The sequence below is a fragment of the Spirillospora sp. NPDC048911 genome (genome assembly GCF_043198015.1).
Taxonomy (GTDB): domain Bacteria; phylum Actinomycetota; class Actinomycetes; order Streptosporangiales; family Streptosporangiaceae; genus Spirillospora.
This window is the reverse complement of sequence record NZ_JBICUD010000001.1, coordinates 1,244,351-1,260,678: the sequence shown is the minus strand read 5'-3', so window position 1 is coordinate 1,260,678 and position 16,328 is coordinate 1,244,351. Positions and strand designations below refer to the sequence as shown.

Annotated in this window: 13 protein-coding genes; 6 read left to right on the top strand and 7 right to left on the bottom strand. The window is 68.5% G+C overall.

Features of this window, described 5'->3' with window-relative positions; translation table 11 throughout:
- The first annotated feature begins 94 nt into the window (after window positions 1-94).
- The 6 genes from ACGFNU_RS05800 (at window position 95) to ACGFNU_RS05775 (ending at window position 9,215) form a co-directional block, all read left to right on the top strand.
- Window positions 95-1,870 (top strand): hypothetical protein, encoded by a 1,776-nt coding sequence (locus tag ACGFNU_RS05800; protein WP_392590524.1) that lies wholly within the window; start codon window positions 95-97, stop codon window positions 1,868-1,870.
- Window positions 1,870-2,874 carry a PrgI family protein gene (locus tag ACGFNU_RS05795; RefSeq protein WP_392590522.1) on the top strand — a complete coding sequence of 335 codons (1,005 nt, stop codon included), beginning with the start codon at window positions 1,870-1,872 and terminating at the stop codon, window positions 2,872-2,874. Before ACGFNU_RS05800 ends, ACGFNU_RS05795 begins: the two co-directional genes overlap by 1 nt.
- On the top strand, window positions 2,871-4,733 hold the full coding sequence (locus tag ACGFNU_RS05790; protein WP_392590521.1) for a VirB4 family type IV secretion system protein: 1,863 nt from the start codon (window positions 2,871-2,873) through the stop codon (window positions 4,731-4,733). Before ACGFNU_RS05795 ends, ACGFNU_RS05790 begins: the two co-directional genes overlap by 4 nt.
- Window positions 4,730-7,294 (top strand): hypothetical protein, encoded by a 2,565-nt coding sequence (locus ACGFNU_RS05785; protein ID WP_392590519.1) that lies wholly within the window; start codon window positions 4,730-4,732, stop codon window positions 7,292-7,294. Before ACGFNU_RS05790 ends, ACGFNU_RS05785 begins: the two co-directional genes overlap by 4 nt.
- Window positions 7,295-7,362: 68 nt before the next feature.
- Window positions 7,363-8,223 carry a replication-relaxation family protein gene (locus ACGFNU_RS05780; protein WP_392590518.1) on the top strand — a complete coding sequence of 287 codons (861 nt, stop codon included), beginning with the start codon at window positions 7,363-7,365 and terminating at the stop codon, window positions 8,221-8,223.
- Entirely contained in the window at window positions 8,223-9,215 is a 993-nt protein-coding gene (locus tag ACGFNU_RS05775; protein WP_392590516.1) for an NlpC/P60 family protein, read from the top strand. Before ACGFNU_RS05780 ends, ACGFNU_RS05775 begins: the two co-directional genes overlap by 1 nt.
- 161 nt (window positions 9,216-9,376) lie before the next feature.
- Here ACGFNU_RS05775 and ACGFNU_RS05770 read toward each other — a convergent pair whose 3' ends face one another.
- From ACGFNU_RS05770 to ACGFNU_RS05740, 7 genes are all read right to left on the bottom strand, one after another.
- Window positions 9,377-9,694, bottom strand: coding sequence for a hypothetical protein (locus tag ACGFNU_RS05770; RefSeq protein WP_392590514.1), 318 nt, complete (start codon window positions 9,692-9,694; stop codon window positions 9,377-9,379).
- A 38-nt stretch (window positions 9,695-9,732) separates the two neighbouring features.
- The gene (locus ACGFNU_RS05765; RefSeq protein WP_392590513.1) at window positions 9,733-10,215 is read right to left on the bottom strand and encodes a hypothetical protein; all 483 of its coding nucleotides are present in this window, start codon (window positions 10,213-10,215) and stop codon (window positions 9,733-9,735) included.
- Between the two features lie 90 nt (window positions 10,216-10,305).
- Window positions 10,306-11,496: a hypothetical protein gene (locus ACGFNU_RS05760; RefSeq protein WP_392590512.1), complete on the bottom strand. Its 1,191-nt coding sequence runs from the start codon at window positions 11,494-11,496 to the stop codon at window positions 10,306-10,308.
- 326 nt (window positions 11,497-11,822) lie between these two features.
- Entirely contained in the window at window positions 11,823-12,278 is a 456-nt protein-coding gene (locus ACGFNU_RS05755) for a hypothetical protein (protein ID WP_392590511.1), read from the bottom strand.
- Between the two features lie 630 nt (window positions 12,279-12,908).
- Window positions 12,909-13,397 (bottom strand): ATP-binding protein, encoded by a 489-nt coding sequence (locus ACGFNU_RS05750; protein ID WP_392590509.1) that lies wholly within the window; start codon window positions 13,395-13,397, stop codon window positions 12,909-12,911.
- A gap of 294 nt (window positions 13,398-13,691) precedes the next feature.
- On the bottom strand, window positions 13,692-14,579 hold the full coding sequence (locus ACGFNU_RS05745; protein WP_392590508.1) for a phosphotransferase: 888 nt from the start codon (window positions 14,577-14,579) through the stop codon (window positions 13,692-13,694).
- The gene (locus ACGFNU_RS05740) at window positions 14,572-15,894 is read right to left on the bottom strand and encodes a helix-turn-helix domain-containing protein (RefSeq protein ID WP_392590506.1); all 1,323 of its coding nucleotides are present in this window, start codon (window positions 15,892-15,894) and stop codon (window positions 14,572-14,574) included. Before ACGFNU_RS05740 ends, ACGFNU_RS05745 begins: the two co-directional genes overlap by 8 nt.
- Between the last annotated feature and the right edge of the window lie 434 nt (window positions 15,895-16,328).

The following is a 16,328-nucleotide window of genomic DNA, read 5'->3' as shown; positions in this document are numbered from 1 at the left end:
ACCTGGCGGGCAGCCCGGCGCTCCGGTCACTCCTGCTCCGTCCATGCCGCCGTCGTCTTCGTCGTCCAAGCCGGGTGGTAAGTGCACGGGTCAGTTGAAGGTGGAGACGCGCGGCATGCAGCCGCATTTGATGTGTGAGTACGCGCCGGGCAAGTGGGTGGAGGTCAAGCCCGACTCCGTCGCCGCGCCAGCCGCCCCCGGCCAGACCACCTGCATCGGCGAACAGAAGATGGTCTTCACGCCGGGGATGCCCGCACCAGTACCGGTGTGCGAAGAGAAGTCCGGTAAACAGGTTCTTGATCCGAGCTTTGACGCCAAGGGCACCTCGGGTACGGCGACGGTCGGCAAGCCTTGTGGGGCAGCCGATTGGGGCTGCCAGGCGAAAGAGGCGGTGACCGGGTGGTTCAAGGATCTGGTGGAGTCCGCGCGCGAGCCCGCGTTCAAGCTGCTGACCGCTACGATCTTCGGCACCCCCGAAGCCGGGTCCAAGGACATGGCCCGGGCGCGGGAACTGTGGGGCACCTCCCAGGTCATCGCCAACAGCTGCTTCGTGCTGATCATCACCATCGCGGGCGTGATGTTGATGGCCGGGCAGTCTCTGCCCGACGAAATCTCGCTGCGTGAGTTGCTGCCGCGCGTGACTCTGGCCTTTCTGGCCAGCAATCTGAGCCTGGTCCTGATCGGCTACGGCGTCTGGTTCGCCAACGGCCTCGCCAAAGCCTTCCTGGCCGCCGGCGGCGACAAGGTCGATCCCGCGACCGCCGCTGACGTGCTCGGCAACGGCGTTCAAGCCTCGATCAACACCGCAGGCATCTTCTTCGTCCTCCTCGCGCTGATCGTGGTCATCCTCGCGGTCGTCGTGGGGTTCATTTACGTCATCCGGCTCGCCATCACGATGGTGCTGATCGCCGCCGCGCCGCTCGTGCTGATGTTCCACGCGCTCCCCTTCACCGACGGCATCGCCCGGCTGTGGTGGCGCGGTCTGACCGGCATGCTCGCGATCCAGGTCGTGCAAGCGCTGGTGTTCATCACCGCGCTGCAACTGCTATTCACCCAGTCCAAGAGCGGTGGGGAATTCCAAGGCATCCCCACCACCAAGGCCGACGCGATCGACCTGCTGCTGCTGATCGCCCTGCTGTGGGTGATGATCCGCATCCCGACCTGGATCGGCCAGACCATCTGGCGCAGCGCCCAACCCCGCGTGCTCGGCCAGGTCGTCAAGACTTTCCTGGTCTACCGGACCGTTGGCGCCGTCCTGGGCGCAGTGGGCCGCACCGGCAAAGCCGCCACCGGCAAGGGCCGTGCCGCACACCACCGCACCCCCGGAAGCACAGGCGGCGGGAAGAGGCGGGGGCGTCATCGCCCAGGGCCCGGCAGCGGTAAGGGCGGTGACGGTTCCTCTGGCAAGAGTGGTGACGCCGGAGGTAACGGTCGTCGTCGTGGCCGCCATCGTGGCGGAGACAGTGGTGAGAGTCGCGACGGTGACCGCGATGGCGCCGGAGGGACCCGCAACAGCCGCGCCGGTAGTCACGATCGCTCCAGCGGCACGACCGGCAGCGGAAACTCGGCCCGACGCCGAGGCCACGGTGCCCGCACCAGCGGCCAACCCGGCGCCAGCGCCCAGGCCGGAGGACCTAACCACGCCCGGACTGGCGCAGGCAGACCTGCTGCGCGAGGCACGTCGGCGGCCAGGCGGTGCACCGGCGCCAGCACAGGTCACAGCAAGGTCCACAGCACTGACCGGCTCTCCGGCTCGGGCCGCCGTGACCGTTCGCGCCGCGTCTACCAGATGCCCCGGGGACAGCGCGTCGATCTGCGGCTTGCGGCGCAACGTCGCCGAGCTGGCCGCCGACGCAAGGGAGAGCGCTGATGAGCACGCTCGATGAGGAGCCACTGGTCGCGCAGATCCCCGCCGACGTCGACCAGCCCGACAAGCTCCTCTACGGCCTGACCGCCCGCCAGCTCGTCATCCTGGTCATCACGGCTCTGCTGGCGTTGTGGTTCTACTTCACCGCTGCTCCATGGCTGCCGCTCGCGGTGATCGTCGCAGTGCTGCTGCCCGTCGTCGCGGCCGGAGCGGTGCTGGCGGTCGGACGCCGGGACGGGCTGAGCCTGGACCGCTTCGTTGTGACCGCCCTGGCCCATCTGCGCGCCCCGAAGACCCGCATAGCCACGTCCGGAGATATAGCTGCGCCGCCCGGCTGGTGCCGGATGGAAGGCAGCCTTCCAGCGCCGTTGCGGCTCCCGGTCCGTGCGGTGCGCGAGGACGGCGTGATGGAGCTGACCGAAGGCGGGACAGCCGTGATGGTGCGCGCCGGAACGGTGGCCTTCGCGCTACGGACCGCCTCCGAACAGGCCGCCTTGGTGGCGGTGTTCGGACGGTGGCTGAACTCCCTGGACGCGCCCACGCAGATCCTGGTGCGGGCCCGCGCCGCGGACCTTTCCGGGCTCGTCGACCGCGTCCAGGACGCCGCGCCTGGGTTGCCTGATTCGGCACTGGAGGAAGCGGCGCTCGATCATGCCGCGTTCCTGGCCGAGCTGACCGACTCACGCGAGTTGCTGGTCCGCGAAGTCCTCGTCGTCCTCCGCGACCACGGCCCGCAGGCCCCATCCCGCCCGTGGACCTCAGGCCGCAGACAGCGCGCCCTGCGCGACGCAGGCGCAACCGTGGTGCTGCGGCGTGCCGAGGAAGCCGCCCGCGCACTGGGCGTGCTCGGTATCTCCACCGAGGTCCTAGACGCGGCCGCCTGCACTCAGGTGCTCGCCGAAGCGCTGTCGCCCGCCGAGCCGCCCTTGGTCGGCGCGGCCGGCCCCGGCGAGGTCATCACCGCAAGGACCGACGACCTGATCGGCGCCTCGAAGGAGATCCTATGAAGCTGTCTTTCCCGCGCCGTTGCGGCCGCTCGGCCAAGGTGCCCACCGGAGTCGACGGCGCCGCGGACCTCACGGAAGAGATCGCCCAGGACGATCCTGCATTGTCGGGGCCTTCGGCGGTTCGCGTTGGTGCCCGGTCGGTGCAGTTGCCCGGAGGCGTGTGCGCTTCCTTCGCGGTTGCCGGCTACCCACGGGAGGTCGGGGCGGGCTGGTTGGAGCCGCTGCTGACCTTCCCCGGCCACGTGGACGTGTCGCTGCACATCGAGCCGATCCCGCCTTTGGTGGCTGCGCAGCGACTACGCCGCCAGCTCGCTCGGCTGGAGTCGACGGCGCGAGCGAACGCTCAGGCGGGCCGGTTGGTCGACTACGCGGCCGAGGCCGCCGCTGACGACGCTGCGGATCTCGCCGCGTCCTTGGCGCGCGGGCATGGTCGCCTATTCCGGCTGGGGTTGTATCTGACGGTGCACGCCGCCAACGCAGACGAACTGGAGGCGGAACTGCAGCGAGTGCGGGCGTTGGCCGCGTCGTTGCTGCTGGACGCACAGCCGACCACCTTCCGCGCGCTGCAGGGATGGGTGACAACGTTGCCGCTTGGGTCTGATCCGGTGAGGACCAGACGGACGTTCGACACCTCCGCGTTGGCGGCTGCGTTCCCGTTCACCTCACCCGATCTACAACCCCGCCTCGCAGATGCGCCGGTGTTGTACGGGCTGAACGCCTACTCCTCCGGAGTGGTGCTGTGGGACCGGTTCGCCCAGGACAACTACAACTCCGTCACCATCGCCCGTTCAGGCGCGGGCAAGTCCTACTTCACCAAGTTGGAGCTTCTGCGGCTGATGTATCACGGCGTCCAAGTTGCCGTGATCGACCCGGAAGGCGAATACATCCGGCTGGCCCAAGCGGTCAGCGGAACCTGCATCGCCCTTGGCGCGCCCGGTGTCTGCTTCAACCCCTTCGACCTCCCTCACGTGCAAGGCGACGACATCCTGACCCGCCGCGCGCTGTTCCTGCAGACCCTCGTCTCGACGATGCTCGGAGAACCGCTCGCCCCCGCTACGCGGGCCGTGCTGGATCGAGCCGTGATCGCCACCTACGCCGAGGTCGGGATCACAGCCGACCCGCGCACCTGGAAACGCCCCGCCCCCGTGCTGGCCGATCTCGCGGCCCAGCTCGGCCACACCGCCGAGGGCGAAGACGACACCGAGGCCGACCGGGCCGCGGCGGCCGAGTTGGCCACCCGGCTCACTCCGTACGTGTCCGGTTCCTATCGGGGCTTGTTCGCCGGAGCGACAACGACCCGCGCTGAGGGGCACCTGATCGTGTTCTCGCTGCGGGACCTGGCCGACGAGGTCCGCCCGGTCGGAATGCTGCTGGCGTTGGATGCCATCTGGCGGCAAGTCGCCAACCCCTCCGACAGGCGGCGGCGCCTGGTCGTGGTGGACGAGGCATGGACGCTGATGCAACAGGCCGAGGGCGCCAAGTTCCTCTACCGGCTCGCCAAGTCCGCCCGCAAACACTGGACGGGACTCGCCGTCGTCACCCAAGACGCCGCCGACCTTCTCAGCTCCGACTTGGGGCAGGCGGTCATCGCCAACGCCGCCACACAGCTCCTACTCCGGCAAGCACCACAGGTCATCGACCAGATCACCGACGTCTTCGGCCTCACCGAAGGGGAGCGCACGTTCCTGCTGGCTGCCGATCAAGGCGAGGGATTGCTGTGCGGCGGCGGAACCGCAGGTGACAGGGCTGCGTTCTGCGGCCATGCCAGCACCTTCGAACACGACTTGGCGACCACCGACCCCGCGGAGCTCGCCGCTGCCAGCAACGCCCAGCTCGACGAGGAGGCGGACCCACTATGAACCAGCCATCGCAGCACTTCGACGGCAGAGCGCACACCTTCACGCCCAGCCTCCTCACCGAGGGAGGCAACGGCGCCGGCGGTTGGATGGACTTCTGGGAAGGCCTCCTCAAAGACGTGTTCCCCGGCTTGGATCCCAGTTTCGATCTGGCGAGGCTCAGCCGGTACGCGCCGCTCGCCGTCGCGGCCGTCCTCGGCGCAGCGGCGCTGCTGGCCGCTGCGCAGTCGTGGCTGTGGCGGTGGCGTAACCAGCATCATTCGGACGGCGCCCGACTGGTCGAGATTGCGCTACCGCCCCAAGTCGAGGAGTCCAGTGCCGCCGCTTGGTGGGCGCGGCTGGTCGGCCTGACCGCGCCGTGGTGGAAGCGCCTGGTGTTCGGGCAGCAGCATCTGGCGTGGGAGTACGTCTCCGACGTCGACGGGATGAGGGTGCAGGTGTGGGTGCCGGGCACGGTGCCACCCGGCATCGTGGAGAAGTCGGTTCGCGCCGCGTGGCCAGGCGCCACCATCACCACCAACCCGACGCCACCTCCGCCCATCCCCTTCGAAGCGGCCTGCGCCGGTGGCCGCCTCGTGGTCGCCCGGCCCGATCACTACCCTCTCGCCACCAGCCACAAGACTGACCCCCTCCGAGGACTGCTGGGCGCGGTCGCAGGACTGAGCAGAGGCGAGTACGCCGCCGTGCAGATCCTTGCCCGGCCCGTTGTCGGGCGCCGTCTCGCTCGCGCGCACAAGGCCGCCGCCGCCTTGCGCGGCGGCCGATCCAGCGCCCCGCAAGCCGCCGTGTTCGAGCTGATCACCCCAGGCCGGACCGCTTCCAGCCGCTCCAGCGATATCACCCGCAGCCATCCCGAAAGGTCCGAGGAGGTCCGCGCGATCCTCGGCAAGGCGGCCGGGCCGCGGTTCGAAGTCCAGATCCGGTACGCCGTCGCCACTTCACGCCGCTTCTCGGACGGCAAGGCCACCGGCGCCGGCCCCGGTCAGACAAGCGCCGAGAGAGGTTGGCTGCGCGGGCACGCGCACGAGATCGCCTCCACGTTCGCGTCCTACTCCTCCGCGCACCAGTACCTTCGCCGCAAGCGGCTGCGCGACCCGGCCGTGTGGATGGCGGCGCGGAGACTGGGCGGGGGTTACCTGCTGTGCGCCGACGAGTTGGCTGCGCTCGCCCACCTGCCCTACGACCTGGCCGCGCCTGGAGTTGTCCGCGCCGGTGCCGCGCCAGTCGCGCCGTCACCCGCTGTTCCAGCCAGTTACCTGGATGGCGCTGGGCCCGTCCGGGTCCTGGGCGATGCCGAGGCCGGGCCTGCGCGTGCGGTGGCGATGCCGGTTGCCGGGGCGCGGCAGCACACGCACACGCTCGGCCAGACCGGTGTCGGCAAGTCCACTTTGACCGCCAATCTGGTCCTGGAGGACGCGAACGCTGGGCGTGGTGCCCTGGTCATCGACCCCAAGGGCGACCTGATCGCCGACATCCTGGAGCGGCTGCCCGAGCGTGCGATCGGCCGTACGGTGGTGTTCGATCCGGTCAGTCCTGGCGCTCCGCCGTGCATCAACGTGCTCGCCGGGACTGATCCGGCGTTCGCGGTGGAGTCGATCGTCACCACCTTCCGGCGCTGCTTCTCCTCCGCCTGGGGCCCACGCCTGGACGACCTGCTGCGGTCGGCCTGCCTCACCCTCACCCGGGTCAAAGGTCCGGCCGCCACCTTGGCTGAAGTTCCACGGCTGCTGACCGATGCCGAGTTCCGTGCCCGCCTGGCCGGCAAGCTCGGCGGTGACGATGCGCTGTTGCGAGGGTTCTGGGAGACCTATGAAGATCTGGGCCCAGGTGGGCGCGCGGCGATGATCAGCCCGGTCATGAACAAGCTGCGGGCGGTGCTCCTGCGGCCCTTCGTCCGCCAAGCCCTGTCCGGGTCGGCCTCGACCGTGGACCTGGGACGGGTACTGGAAGGCGGCGGGCTGATTCTGGCCCGACTCCCCAAGGGAACACTCGGGGACGACGCGACCCGACTTTGTGGGTCGCTGCTGCTCGCGCACACCTGGCAGGCCATCACCCCGCGCGCCAACCGTCCCGAGGACCAGCGACCCGACGTCGCCGCCTACGTGGACGAGGCGCACAACTTCCTCAACCTGCCCGGATCAGTCTCGGACATCCTCGCCGAGGCCCGCGGCTACCGCTTCGCTCTCCATCTGGCCCACCAGCACCTCTCCCAACTCCCCGGGGACCTTCGAGAGGCACTGTCGGCAGACGCCCGCAACAAGATCTACTTCGCGCTGTCACCCGATGACGCCGACCGGCTCGCCAAACCACTCGCACCGCTGATCACCGGCCACGATCTCGCACACCTGGGCGGCTTCCAGGCCGCCGCCCGCATCGTCACCGGCAGCACTCCAGCGCCGCCGTTCACCTTCCGCACCCGCCCGCTCCCGCCCGCAATCTCAGGGCGAGCGCAGGCCATACGAGACGCCTCCCACGAACGCTACGGAATCAAGCTCGACGAGCAGTTGCCTCGCTATCGGCCGCGCAGCAACACGGCCGAAGCTTGCGGTGCGGAGGACGAGTGACCCGGCGCTCCAGGTCCACTCACCGGCTGCGGGGTGGGGCTGGCCGTGCGGCGAGGACCAACCCGGAGGTGATCGCCGACCTAGCGCACCGGCTGACCACTCGTGACCGGGAAGTTCTCCGGCTGGTGTGGGATCACCGCGTTCTCACCACCGACCAACTCACCGCCCTGTGTTTTCCGAGCGTCTCGCGGGCACGCCAGCGGCTCAGGGCCTTGTATCAAGCCCGAGCGCTGCTGCGCTTCCAACCCTGGACACCGATCGGAACAGCGGCCAAGCATTGGGTACTCGGACCCGCCGGTGCGTACGTGCTCGCCGCCGAACAGGGCGTGAGCGTCCGCGATCTGGGCTACCGGCAAGACACGGCGCTGGATATCGCGGTGTCGTCGAAGCTGGGTCACCAGGTCGGGGTGAACGACTTCTTCGCCCGGCTACATGCCTATGCCCGCCATTGCGACAACAGCACCAAGGTCGAGCAGTGGGTGCCCGAGCGGCGTTGCGCCTCCCTGGACGGCGGGAAGGTCAAGCCCGATGCCTTCGGCCGGTGGAGTGAGACGGTCTCGGGTCGGGGGCCGGCGCGGGTGGAGTTCTTTCTCGAGCACGACACCGGCACTGAACCCCTCGCCCGCGTCGCGGCCAAACTCGACCGCTACGCCGCTCACGCCCGCGCGGCCGGTCATCTCACCCCGGTGTTGTTCTGGTTGCCCAGCTCGGCGCGCGAGGCCAACCTGCGCAGGCTGCTCGGCACGCCACCGGTGCCAGTGGCCACCGCCGTCCACACACCCAGCACCGCGCTGGAGGGACCAGCCGGGGCGGTGTGGCTCCCGGCCGGAGTGACCGCACCGCGCCGACGCTTGGCCGAACTCGCCAACGCATGGGAGTTCACCGGCCCCGAGCCCCCGCCCGATGACCCGTTCACGCGGGACGCTTGATGACCTTGATCGTCGGTGCTGCCGTCGCCGCGTTCGTCCTGGTGGCGCTGTTCATCGGTGCGCTCAGCGGGACCCTCGGCGGCACCGTCACTGGCGGAGCAGGTGATGAAGCGTGGTGTCAGACCGCGCCCGGGAAGGTGGCGGCCTCTCAAATCCCAGCGCGCTATCTGGCGTTGTACGTGAAGGCGGCGACCGCGTATGGCATCCCGTGGAACGTGCTGGCGGCGGTCGGTGCGGTGGAGTCCGACCACGGCCGGGGCGAAGGTTCGGGGATCCGGTCCGGCCGTAACCACGCGGGCGCGGCCGGACCCATGCAGTTCATCTCCGGCACCTGGGACGCCTACAAAGTCGACGGCAACCGCGACACCAAGAAGGACGTCTATGACCCGGCTGATGCGATCCCCTCCGCCGCCCGCCTGCTGAAGGCCAACGGCGCTCCCCAGCACATGAAGCGAGCGCTGTTCGCCTACAACCACGCCAACTGGTACGTGACGAAAGTGCTCGACCAAGCCGCCACCTACCACCGAGACGCGGGCACAGCCGCTTGCCCGGCCGTACCGCCAGCCTCCGGGCGAGCGGCGGTCGCAGTACGTGCCGCATTGCGATGGCTCGGCACCCCCTACTCTTGGGGCGGCGGCGGCCTTAATGGCCCCAGCGAGGGATTTGGACGCGGCGCCGGGATCAACGGCTTCGACTGCTCCGGCCTGACCCGCTACGCCTGGCACCAAGCCGGAATCTCGATCGAACGAACCTCGCAAAGACAATGGACGACCTTGCCGCACGTGCCGGCCGGACGAGAGGCCCCCGGCGATCTGGTGTTCTTCAAAGGCTCACTCGGCACCATGAGCAACCCCGGGCACGTCGGCATCGCCCTCGGCGGCGGGAGAATGATCGAAGCGCCCTCAACCGGGTTGAAGGTACGGGTGAGCTCGGTCCGAGAACGTTCGGACCTGGTCGGCTACGCCCGTCCAGGAACGCGCGCCACGACCTAACGCGGCCCACGGTCACCGGTCCTGACAACGATGGCCCGCCGACCGACGCGGGGCGCGACCCGTCGTGGTTGGGGGTCAGTGCCGGACGGCGGGTGAATGGGGCGGAGAGGACGCCACCGCGCCCCTGAGGGACACGGTGACGGGGTGGGCTGGTGACGCGGTCAGGGATTCGGGGAACAGGGCGCCGGGTCGAGATAGCGGCAGGTGACACACCCGCCCGCCCCATCACATGCGATCACGGGCACGGCCGGTGTCGCGCGCGTGAGCGCGTCACGGACAGCCGCCGCCGTCGCGCTCGGGCGAGCCAGCACCGGTTCGGCTGACCGCACCACCGTTCGCGCGGCGTGGATCAGCTGATCGGTGGCATGGTCGAAGGCGATCGAATCGGTATCGGGCTCGGTGTCGTCTAGCGCCCTCAGCGCTTCGCCAAGACGCACCAGGCCACCGACCACCGAACCGCCGAGCGTGGGAGCGGCCATCCGCCAAGGCGCTATACCGGGCGCGGGTGAGGGCGAGGTCACGACGCCTGCCCTGAGGCCGCCGCGTTCCCGGGCTCGCCCAGTGCGGAGCCGTCTGCCGCCGCCTCCGCCATGTTCGTACTGTCCGCTGCGCCGGGGGTGCGGGTGGCGGCGGTCGTGGTGATCTCTTCCAGGTGCGCGGTCGTACGGTAGAACGTACGGGCGGCCTCGATACGCGTACGGGCGAACTCCTGCTCGACCGGGCACGCATGCCGGGGAACGGTGTGCTCGATCAGGCAACGGCGAGCCGCTTGGCGGGTCAGGGCGAGCGCGTCGGCCGCATCGAGGCCCTGATTGTCGATGGCGTCGACGGCCACACGCCACCACTCGGCCACCGCTCGCGCGGCAACGACCGCGACGACGGCCGAGGCCTCCATCGGGTCGCCGTTGTTCATAGCCGAGTACACACGGCTTTCAGCATCGCCGTGGACGTCGCTGGCCTCGTCCGCGCTGGCACGTACGTACTCCTCATACACCGGCATCTCGATCCTCCTACGTGGGTCGCGTGGTTGTCGTCCGGGTTGATGCCGTCCCGGTAGGGGCGGGGCTTTGAGCCCCGCCCCTACCGGCCGTCAGGCAGCCGCGTCCGTGGCGCCAGCGTCACCCGTGGCGCCGTCCACGGCGGGGGTGTCGGTGCCGTCCGTGGTGGCGCGCGGGGCGGATGCCGGGGCGGTGGCGGACGTGGAGCCGTCCGTCGCGGTCGCGGTGGAGTTGAGGGAGTAGCGGGCAGGCTTGTCGGTGGTCATAGCCGCGTCGCCGAGTTCGACGAGCTTGTCCAGGGCGTTGGCGACCGCACCGGACGACCGGTCCAGAACCTTGCCGATCTCGCCCGGGGTGAATTCCTTACCCGGGTAGGCCTGCAGGTGCGCGAGCACCTCGGGGCGCAACGGGCGCGGCGCGGCGCGACCCGCCCGCGACCCGCCGCCGGTCCCACCGTGCCCGCCGCCGGTGCGAGGCTTGGCCGACCGCACGACCGCCGCACCCGTCGCGTACGCCACGCCGTTGGTAGCGGCGAACACGCGCTCCAGCCCCGCATCGGTCGCTGACTCGTCCCCGGCGACCACCGCCGCGTAGGTCGTGGTCACCGCCGCCAGGAGATCGGTCAACGCGCGACGGGTGGCCTCGGTCCGCTGTGCGGACTCCAACTCGGCCAAGATCGTGGCGCGGCGCGCTTCCTCCTCAGCGAGTTTGGCTTTGATCTCGGCGTCCGCGACCGCACGCCGTTCGCCCTCTTCGGCCATGACCCGCATCGCCTCAGCGATCATGTCCGCGTCCACCACCGGCGCAACCAGCTCCGCGTCCTCGTCGTCCTCGGTGTCGTCGCCATCCGTGGCTGGGGTGTCGGTTGAGGCGTCCCCGGTGGGTTCGGCGACCGGCTCCGTGACCGTGCCAGCGTCCGCGTCGGCACCCGCGTTGGCGTCCGTGTCGGTGGTCGAGTCCGTCTCGGCGGGGGTCCACGTGTCGGACTGACGACGGCCGTTGCGTCCCTTCTCACCCGGCGTGCACGTGGCGTGTCCGGCGTCGGCCAACGCCGCGAGCTCGTTCCGGGCGGTCCCGGACTTCACACCCGCCGCCTTGGCGATCACCGCGACGGTGGCGCCCGGGTTGGCCGTCAGCGCGTCCCACACTGCCCCCTCCGGGGCACCCGGCGCCACGGTGTCGGCGGGCACGGTGGGGGCGGTAGCGGGGACGTCAGCGGCGGGCGTGGGGGACGTCGCCGGGGCGGTGGCGGATGTGTCGGCGGAGGCGGTGTTCGCAGCCATTTCATGACTCCTTTTCGCGGGCGGCGGGACCATTTCCCGGGCCGCTGTATTTCGTTCGTTCCACCACCACCACCATTTCTCGATGGAACCCCAACCTCAAGTCCACGCGGCCAATTTCCATACCGCCAAAACGGCTGGAGAAGCTTACCTCTCTAACCACGGCCGACCACGCAAATTGATGACGACCCGGCAACCGGCATAACCGTTTTGCGGCCACGTGGCTTCGCCCAAGAAGAGGAACGCGCGCCGCACTTTCGTGCGGCGCGCGTCCGAGCGCGTTCGTGCGCGCGGGGGCGGATGTCGCCGCCCCCGGTGATGCGGGCAGATCACCACGGCCACAGTCCGGCATCGACGGCGGCTTCGTCGGTCAGCCACAGGAACCGGATCCGGGCGATCACACGCGGGTCATCGGAGTCGGCAGGGAAGGCGTACCACCCGTGCCCGGGTGCGTTGAGGTTGACGTTCATGACATCCCGCACGCCCGCGATGAACTCCTCGGTGATCTCGTCCGCACCGTGCACGTCAGGGGTGTCGATGTCGTCGGACTCGCCGTCGAATCGAATGATCTCGACGGTTTTGTCGAAGTGGTACTCGGCGACCGCCCCGGCCTCGATGTCGGACGGGTCGGGCGCGACACGGTGGGCGGTCCACCGGGATGGGGAGTCGGCGGTGGTGAGTCCACACCCGGCCGCATCCAACACCGTCGTCACGACGTCTGAATCGGCGTGCAACCCCGGCACCGGGGTGGTGCTGGCGGGCGGGGCGGGAACGTTCGTGGCCATTTCGATCTCCTTCTTGTTTGGCGGGATCTTTTTGTCTTGTTGTTTTGTTGTACGTATCAATTTTCGCTCGATATGTGGAGGGTCTCAAGTTTTTCCGCGCAGTCTTTGCCGACGGAAACGACTGAAGGGCCTTACCTTTCATTCGCCGCAAATGAATGACCGCGCGAACGATCCGATATCTTCCCGCATCGGTCATCACGACCGAACCGCCTCGGGCTCGAATCGACAGGAGGCCCATGGCAGCGCGCGCCAGATCGGCCTCGCAGACAGCCGGCGAGCAGGACTTGTCGGATGAAAGATGAAAGAAGGGGACAGAACTCAACGAGCAAAAGTCATAGGGCGAGGACGATCTCTCCCTACACACATTGGACTCACCTCCTAGTGGTGAGTCGGGGCCGTCAGCAGCACGTTCATGAGGGCATTGGCCTGCACATATACCGGTATCAGGGGCTCTCCCTCATAAGCAGCACCCCCAACAGCAGAGGCAACAGGACCCCTGACGGCAGACCCAACGGTGCCCGCTGCAGCCATAAAGAAAGGCCCTGCCCGCCGTTCTCTGGGGAACGTGCGAGCAGGGCCTCTATCCTGACCCTGAGGGGCCAGCCTGCTAGTCCCAGGCTGGGCCCTCCTCTACGAGGCCAGGACCTGCGCGATTCCTTGATCGGTGGCCTGGTTGTGGGTGAGGCTGAGGTCGGCCCAGACCGTGTGCCCAAAGGCGGGGTTTCCGTGGATGCCGAGGGCTACGGCCATGTTCTGGACACCGCGCAAGCCGTGTCCGTGGTCGCGCATCTGGCCCTCGGTGGGTTCTGGTCTCACCGTGGGAACGGTCCTGCCGCCTTGGTCGGTGACGGCGAGGTAAGCCAGGTCGGCGTAGGCGAGGTCCACGCCGAACCAGCCGCCGGGCTCTCCTGACCGCGTGTGGCGGATGGCGTTGGTCGCCAGCTCGGAGACGATGTACGAGACCTTGTCCTCGTAGCCGGACCCGGTGAACAGGTAGACGGCGAAGTCGCGCACGACCTTCACCTGGTCGAAGCGGCCGGGGTAGGCGCGGCGCCAGGTCATCTCGCCGCCCCGCAGCCAGTCGACCGCCGAGCCGTAACCGATTTTGCCCTTCTTCATGCCGTTTTCTCCTCTTTGACCTGGCCGCAGGTCGCCGGAACGTCCGGCTGTATGGACACACGCGGCCGGACGCCATCACCACTCGACTCGGTCATGAAGGTCAAGGCCCGCCGGCCCCGCGGATCTCACCCGCACCCCCAACCTCATCGCCCAGCACCCTCCCCTCGGGGGCATTCACGCCTGCGCCGGCACCGGCGAGGACGCCGACGCTCTCGGCCGGTGCGACGTCGCCGCAATCCGCCAGGACTTCAAGGTTCTGTTGAGGATCACGGGCGTGGCGCTATGCGGGTTTCGTCAACCTCGCAGATTCCACCGGCGAGTGGCGTCCCCGGTCATGAGTGAGTCGAGACGGTGTCGCAGCTCGCGTGAGGAGAAGTGGTCTCCTGGGGCGTTGCGGACGTGGATGCCGATGGCGTAGAGGTCCCGGACCCTCATGAGGGCCGCGTAGCCCGCCCAGTCGCGAAGGTCGAATCCGTAGGCGTTGGCGAAGTCATCGACCTGGCTGGGCTCGATACCAAAACGGTTCTGACCGTGGTAGGTGTGAATCAGATCCCAGGGAGTATCGCCGATGGCGACGGCATCCCAGTCGTGTAGGACCGGATGGCCGTCATGCTGCAACAGCAGGTTGTCGATCCATGCATCGCCGTGCAGGATCCGGGCTGATCCGAGCCCGGGGAGGGACTGCCAGGTCGCGGTGAGTTCAGCGATCTGCCCGGTGAGCCAGGACCGTTCGGCGGGGGCGAGAATGCCGGGCCGATGGTGGAGATCGTGACGGATGCTGGCGAGTGGGTCAGTGAGCTGGCGGAGTTCGAAGGGCGGTGTCGGCAGGGTGTGGAGCCGACGCAGCAAAAACCCGAGGTCTTTCGTGGTGGGCCGTTCGGGGCTGGCGGTCAGGTAGTGCCAGAAGGTGACGGTCGCCTGGGGCAAGACGAGTGGCTGCTCAACGTCGAGGGGCCGGACGGTCGGGAAGCCTTGGTCGTGCAGCCAGCGAGTCATAGTGAGGACGCCGGGCATGCGGGCAGGGGCGGTGGCTGACCTGGAGATCCGGACGACGATGGGGTCTTGGAGCTTGTAGACGGCGTTGCTGCGCAGCCGAAGCAACTGAGCGCCAGAAGCGTTGAGGCCTACGGCCTGGCATGCCTGACGCAGGACTTCCTGTGCTTCGGCAGCGAGGTCAGGCATGATCTCGGTGCTGTCCTTCGATCTGGAGTAGCTCGCGAAACCCGCTGGTCACACCGGCGGCTCGCGGCGCGGGAAGAGCGGCGAGCACCTCATGGGCTCTTGCGAAGAGGATATGGGTTCGATGCGCGGGCGGTGTGACCAGGATGGCGTCTTGGCCGATTTGGCAGGCCGTGGCGGCGTCGCCGGCGCGGGCCAGGCTGATTGCTTGGTCGAGTTGGATGAGTCGCGGGTCGAGAGTGGCTGAGCTGGCCGGTTGCGCTTCGAATGCCTCAGTCTGGACAGACAGCGCAGCGCTGGTGTCGGGCAGGTATGCGTGTGTTCCGCTGATGTAGAGATGCAGGCGCTGTTCGCTGAAGTCGAAGGCTCGCCCTGGGACACCCTCGATGCGGGCAAAGGTGTTTCGTGCACGGCCAAGGGCACGTTCTGCCTCGGTTGGTTCGCCGACACGAGCGAGCGCCCGGGCCTCGGCGGCAGCGGCGAGCGCGACCGGCGAGCAAGCAAGCCCACGGCCGATCGATTGAGCCTCTCGCGCCAGGCGGATGACCTCCGAGAGGTCACCGCCGTACTGCGAGAGGTCGTCGCTGTAGTAGAACGGCAGCATCGCTTCCTGCGCTCGGACCAAGGCGCGCAGGCGACGGTCGCCGGTGTCGTCAGCAGCGGTTCTGGCGGTGGCGTACCAGGCGCGGGCCTGACGAGTGTCACCGAGCTTCATGAACGCGTCGGCGGCCAACACAGCGAGGGTCGCGGTCACGCCGGACAGCCTCCGCTGGATAGTGGCTGTCTGCCGGTCGGCCGCCAGGGCTTGGACATCACCGAGGTCGAGTATCAGCTGGCTGAGCATCGCCAATGGCGGCGTGGTGGTGTATGCGTCGCGATAGCGCAGGACCGTCTCGTCGAGGTCGTCGACTTGTTGGTGGGTGATGGTGCCAGCGACCAAGGTGCGATTCATGCGCTTTCGGAGCATTTCGGCTTCGGCGATGATCCGTCTCGCTGCCTCCCATTCCTCTCCACGAGGTGCCGACGCCGATGCGGCAAGTTCATCGTCGGCGTAGTCGGCTGCCAACCCCAGACGCACCGCGTTCGTCCGATAGAGGCGAGCTAGGCGATCTTGGGAGTCCGGACGAGGCCGGGATCTGCCGTTCTCCCAAGAGTTCAGCATGTCGGTGTTCACATGGGACGCTTCCAGACGCTCATTCCGGCAGAGCCGTTCCAGTTCTTGGACGGTCGTGCGCGCCGTCCAGCCCCGGGCCAGCCGGTGTGCTTTGAGCAGGCTTACGCCACAGCACTTATGGATCTCCTGAACGGTGCGCCACATCGTCCAGTGTTCGGCTTCGGCACGCTCACGCCACTGGCGCGCACAGCTGGGCCGGTGTTCACCTCGCGCCATAGCCCCTCCGCTGCGGTGGATCTCAGTGACTCCTGTAGGCAGCGTAGGCAGATCCAGGGCAGCGTCGATAGAAACTCGCACATCTGCACGGCCGCCGTTCTGCGCTCGGAGGCCGCGGCGTCGATAGTGCCGAGCAAGCCAGGCGATCAAAACCGTCGAACAAAGACGGTTTTGGGCCGCAGCAGTGGGTCAATCCCGCGAAACCGTCGATCAACTGCGATTGTCCACGCGCATTACCGGCTGTCACGTTTGCAGCGGACCCATTCTCCGAGGGAGGGACGTCTTCGTGCACAGGTGGCTGCGGCCAGAGTTCGGCGCGTCTGCGAGGACGGCGACGGTTCAGCGGAACGACGCGCTGCCCT

Excerpts from the sequence above, each read along its gene's own strand:
- ACGFNU_RS05760 (WP_392590512.1), bottom strand. The coding sequence starts at position 11,496 with ATGGCTGCGAACACCGCCTCCGCCGACACATCCGCCACCGCCCCGGCG.
- ACGFNU_RS05785 (WP_392590519.1), top strand. The coding sequence starts at position 4,730 with ATGAACCAGCCATCGCAGCACTTCGACGGCAGAGCGCACACCTTCACG.
- ACGFNU_RS05740 (WP_392590506.1), bottom strand. The coding sequence starts at position 15,894 with ATGTGGCGCACCGTTCAGGAGATCCATAAGTGCTGTGGCGTAAGCCTG.
- ACGFNU_RS05790 (WP_392590521.1), top strand. The coding sequence starts at position 2,871 with ATGAAGCTGTCTTTCCCGCGCCGTTGCGGCCGCTCGGCCAAGGTGCCC.
- ACGFNU_RS05775 (WP_392590516.1), top strand. The coding sequence starts at position 8,223 with ATGACCTTGATCGTCGGTGCTGCCGTCGCCGCGTTCGTCCTGGTGGCG.
- ACGFNU_RS05795 (WP_392590522.1), top strand. The coding sequence starts at position 1,870 with ATGAGCACGCTCGATGAGGAGCCACTGGTCGCGCAGATCCCCGCCGAC.
- ACGFNU_RS05750 (WP_392590509.1), bottom strand. The coding sequence starts at position 13,397 with ATGAAGAAGGGCAAAATCGGTTACGGCTCGGCGGTCGACTGGCTGCGG.
- ACGFNU_RS05770 (WP_392590514.1), bottom strand. The coding sequence starts at position 9,694 with ATGGCCGCTCCCACGCTCGGCGGTTCGGTGGTCGGTGGCCTGGTGCGT.
- ACGFNU_RS05765 (WP_392590513.1), bottom strand. The coding sequence starts at position 10,215 with ATGCCGGTGTATGAGGAGTACGTACGTGCCAGCGCGGACGAGGCCAGC.
- ACGFNU_RS05745 (WP_392590508.1), bottom strand. The coding sequence starts at position 14,579 with ATGCCTGACCTCGCTGCCGAAGCACAGGAAGTCCTGCGTCAGGCATGC.
- ACGFNU_RS05755 (WP_392590511.1), bottom strand. The coding sequence starts at position 12,278 with ATGGCCACGAACGTTCCCGCCCCGCCCGCCAGCACCACCCCGGTGCCG.